General features: G+C 71.9%; 4 protein-coding genes and 1 pseudogene. 2 read left to right on the top strand and 3 right to left on the bottom strand.

Annotated elements, in window-relative coordinates:
• Nucleotides 1–140, top strand: a pseudogene (locus tag AB0M56_RS50340) (glycosyltransferase family 1 protein); the annotation flags it as partial.
• A 50-nt stretch (nucleotides 141–190) separates the two neighbouring features.
• On the opposite strand, the gene AB0M56_RS50345 reads toward AB0M56_RS50340, so the two are convergent.
• From AB0M56_RS50345 to AB0M56_RS50355, 3 genes are read right to left on the bottom strand one after another with little or no spacing between them, the layout of a single operon-like run.
• On the bottom strand, nucleotides 191–1,081 hold the full coding sequence (locus AB0M56_RS50345; protein ID WP_364190734.1) for a glycosyltransferase: 891 nt from the start codon (nucleotides 1,079–1,081) through the stop codon (nucleotides 191–193).
• Nucleotides 1,060–1,914: a glycosyltransferase gene (locus tag AB0M56_RS50350; RefSeq protein WP_364190737.1), complete on the bottom strand. Its 855-nt coding sequence runs from the start codon at nucleotides 1,912–1,914 to the stop codon at nucleotides 1,060–1,062. The genes AB0M56_RS50345 and AB0M56_RS50350 overlap by 22 nt, the downstream gene beginning before the upstream one ends.
• Nucleotides 1,911–2,786 carry a polysaccharide pyruvyl transferase family protein gene (locus AB0M56_RS50355; protein ID WP_364190740.1) on the bottom strand — a complete coding sequence of 292 codons (876 nt, stop codon included), beginning with the start codon at nucleotides 2,784–2,786 and terminating at the stop codon, nucleotides 1,911–1,913. Before AB0M56_RS50355 ends, AB0M56_RS50350 begins: the two co-directional genes overlap by 4 nt.
• A 71-nt stretch (nucleotides 2,787–2,857) precedes the next feature.
• Between AB0M56_RS50355 and AB0M56_RS50360 the strand changes: the two genes are divergently transcribed.
• A complete protein-coding gene (locus tag AB0M56_RS50360; RefSeq protein ID WP_364190743.1) occupies nucleotides 2,858–3,826 on the top strand; it encodes an NAD-dependent epimerase/dehydratase family protein in 969 nt (322 codons plus the stop codon).
• Nucleotides 3,827–3,969 lie beyond the last annotated feature (143 nt).

Here is a 3,969-nt window from a genome sequence, read left to right on the forward strand (position 1 = left end):
CGGCGCTGGGCCACGCGTACGGGGTCGCCGGCCTGGACCGGGTACGGGCGCGCTACTCGTGGGACCGCGTCGCGGCGGACACGGCCCGGGCATACCTCAAGATCGTGCCTGAGGTGGCAGCGACCGCCGAAGCGCGCTGAGGGCCACGGTTCCGCCCCCGAGTGCAGGCTCGGGAGCGCAACCGTGCCCCTCAGCCGACGTAACGGCGCGCCTTCGACTCACGCTGCGGACCTTCCAGCAGCCGCAGCCCTTCTTCCACCGCCGCCGGCACCACGCGACGCTCGGCCAGCACCCACGGGAGCCCGCGCAGCACCTCGCCCAGCGCGGCGAACGTCGCACCGTCGAACGGAGCCGAGCGGAGCACGTCGGCACCGCGGCGGGCCACGGCGGACCAGGGCCGGCGCAGGAGCAGCGTCCAGAGCGTGTTGCGGATACCCAGGCGCCGCCGGTGGCGGGGGTCGCGAAGCGGCGAAGGCGCGTGGTGGATCACGACATCTTCGGCCCAGGACATCCACCACCCGCGGGCGGCGAGGTCGAGTGCGAACAGCTCTTCCTCGCCGCCGAGCCACAACCGCGGAGAAAAGCCACCGACCTCGTGGAAGGCGTCGACGCGCACAGCGGTCAGGCCGGCCATGATGCCCAGCAGGGCGGGACCGGGGAGCCAGTCCGGGCCCGGCACGGGTGAGTTGCGCAGCTCGGGCGTGATGGGGTCCTCCGCCAGGCCTGGCTCGACGAGGCAGCGGCCGGTGATCGAGCCCAGGTCCAGGTGCTGATCGAGCAGCTCGGCGGCACGGGTGAGAGCGCCCGCTTGCCAGCACGTGTCGTCATCGCAGAACGCGACGTACGGCGTGGTCACCTCCGCGACCGCGAGGTTGCGCGCCACCGCTCCCAGGTTCTCGCCCAGCCGCAGCAGCCGGACGGCGGGGAACTCGCGCGCGACCATCTCCGCCGAGCCGTCGGCGGAAGCGTTGTCCGCCACGACGATCGGAGCTTCGTCGGGCAGGGACGTCATGTGCACCAGCGTCCGCCGCAGCTGGTCGCGGCGGTTGCGGGTGATGATCACGACCGAGATACGGCGCACTTCGCGGTTCCTTCCAGTGTTCGGGCCTGGTGTTCTATCGCGCCGGGCAGCACGCGCCTGCCGCGCAGCGCTCTCGGCAGCCGGGGCAACGCGCCCAGCACGGCCGACGGCGCGCTCCGGGCCGTGCGCCACACTTCACGCCACGGCCGGCGCAGCACGGCGATCAGCAGCCGGTTGCGTTCTTCGGCTCGGAGGCGCCAGGAAGACGGCGGCCGGGAGGGCGATGGGTGGTGGTGGGCGAGCAGGTCCTCGACGTAACACAGCTGCCAGCCGCGCGCGGCGAGGTCGTAGGACAGCAGCTGTTCCTCGGCCCCGAAGTGCAACAGCGGGCTGAACCCGCCGACGTCGAGGTAGGCCGCGCGGCGCACAACCGCCGAACACGCCAGGAAGCCGAGTACGAGCGGCCCGGGCGCGCCGTCCGGCCAGCCCAGCGGGCTGTGGGCCAGCTCCGGGGTCAGCGGGTCGTCGCGGTGCTCTGGACCGACGAGCGTGCGGGCGGCGAGCAGGCCGGCACGCGGGTGCTTGTCGAAGATCCGCTCGGCCTCGTGTAGGGCGTCCGGCGCCCACCAGGATTCGTCGTCGCTGAAGGCCACATAGGGCGTGCCGGCCATGCGGACGCCGAGGTTCCGCGCGGCGGCCCCCCGGTTGTGCGGCAGCCGGATCACCTGCACCTGCGGGTACGACTCCGCGACGCTTGCCGTGTCGTCACGGGAAGCGTTGTCCAGAACCACGACAGATGGTACAGGATCCAGTGCGGACAGTTCGGTCAGCGTCCGGTCCAGCTCGCACGCCCGGTCGCGGGTCGCGATGACCACTGTCGTGCGCGCCCTCACCGCGAGCCCACCAGCTCGCCGACCAGAACCGCCAACGCGGACTCGGGCGCCGGCGCGTCCGTCTTTGCCCGGGCGCGACTGTCCTCCGAGAGGCACCACGCCAGCCGGTCGTCGAGCAGGGCCCGATCGCCCGCCTCCGCAGCTGTGAGCACCGGCCAGCCGAGTGCCCGTCCTTGCGCCGTCACGTTGGCGCCGCCTGCCAAGGGGGCCACCGCGACCACCGGCACACCGGCCTTGAGCCCCAGGGCAAGTCCGTGCAGTCGGGTGGTGACCACCGCGTCCATTCTGGACAGTGCCGTGACGAACTGGTCCGGCGTCGCGCACCGCTCCCAGTCCTCGTGCGCCAGCCGCGAATCCAGCGGCACGCGGGCGCAGTCGAGGCCGGCCAGCCAGCCGGCGAGAGCCTCGTGCACCTCGTCGTGCCGGCCGGCGGTGCCGTACTCCGGTTGCCGCGGCGCGAGCACGACCCCGAGCACCGGCACCGCCGACGTGGACGCGCTCAACGACAAATCCGGCGCGGCCGTGGTGGCGTCGTCGCGCGGGAGGACGCGGTGAAAGCCGGTCACGGCGGTGTCAGCCGGATCTGGCACGGACACGCCCACTGCGATCCGCCGGCAATCCGCGTACCGTTCGTGCAGGTCACGCAGCTGCGGGCCGTGCACCGGGCCGCAGGCGAACACCACGTGCGTGTAGTCCTCGGGCGGTGCCGCACCGAGGTGCAACGTGCCCGGCCGGAACGCCGGGCTCCACGCGACGTCGTGGTCGATCCCGGCGGCCGCCAGCGCGGCGTCGGCCGCGCGCAACCCCAGGACGTAACCCGCGGTCGCTTCTCCGTGCAGGAAACTGGCCCAACCCGTGAGCAGAACTCGCATGATCTTCGGGTACCCGCCCGTGCCCGCCTCACACCGTTTCGCCCAGGGTGGCGCTGGGTAGCCGCAACCGCATGACCACCAGGCGACTCACGACCGACCGGGGAAACATCGCGGTGGTGACCGGAGGGGCCGGGTTCGTCGGCGCCCACCTGTGCGCGCTGCTGCTGTCCGAACGCTTCGAAGTGACCGCTGTGGACAATCTTGCGACCTCCTCGGCCGCCGCGCTCGAGGAGTTCCGCGACCACGAACGGTTCCGGTTCGTGCGCCACGACGTCACCGAACCGATCACGTTCGAGGACCGAGTTGACGTGGTGTTCCACCTGGCGTCCGCAGCCTCGCCGCGCGACTACCTCGCTCTGCCGATCGAGACCCTGCGCGCCGGTTCCCACGGCACGGAGCACGCGCTCGACCTTGCCCGCCGGGCCGGCGCCCGCTTCGTGCTCGCGTCCACCAGCGAGGTCTACGGCGACCCGCTCGAACACCCGCAGCGCGAGCGCTACTGGGGCAACGTGAACCCGATCGGCCCGCGCAGCGTCTACGACGAAGCCAAGCGCTACGCCGAGGCACTCACGTCGGCCTACCGCCGCGAACTCGGCGTCGACACGGGCATCGCGCGGATCTTCAACACCTACGGCCCCGGCATGCGCGTGAACGACGGGCGCATGATTCCCGCGTTCTTCACCCAGGCGCTGGCCGGAGAGCCACTCACCGTCACCGGCACGGGCGAGCAGACGCGGTCCATCTGCTACGTCGAAGACACCGTGCGCGGGCTTCTCGCGCTCGCGCGGTCGGACCACCCGGGGCCGATCAACCTCGGCAACCCCGACGAGCTGACCGTCCGTCAGGTCGCCGAGCGCGTCAAGGTCATCACCGGCTCCGATTCGCCCATCGAACGCATCGACGCGGTGGTCGACGATCCGCGGCGACGATGCCCCGACATCTCGCTCGCGCGCGACGTCCTGTGCTGGGAACCGAAGATCGACGCAGACGACGGGCTGCGCCGCACGGCGGCCTGGTTCGGCCGGGCGCCGCTACTGTGAGTAGCGACGCCCAGGGCTTTTGGCGGAATTCGTTTATCGGCGACTTCACCGGGTAGCGCTATAGACGAACGCGGGTCCGCCGGCGGGCCCCCGGACGCCAGAGGCAGGTCGATGCGCATACTCGGGATCAACGCCGTTTTTCA

Origin of the sequence: Amycolatopsis sp. NPDC051372 (assembly GCF_040682095.1) — a bacterium.
Classification (GTDB): domain Bacteria; phylum Actinomycetota; class Actinomycetes; order Mycobacteriales; family Pseudonocardiaceae; genus Amycolatopsis.

What these genes read in the sequence shown, in the direction of transcription:
- AB0M56_RS50355 (WP_364190740.1), bottom strand. Translation starts at nt 2,786, where the DNA reads ATGCGAGTTCTGCTCACGGGTTGGGCCAGTTTCCTGCACGGAGAAGCG.
- AB0M56_RS50360 (WP_364190743.1), top strand. Translation starts at nt 2,858, where the DNA reads ATGACCACCAGGCGACTCACGACCGACCGGGGAAACATCGCGGTGGTG.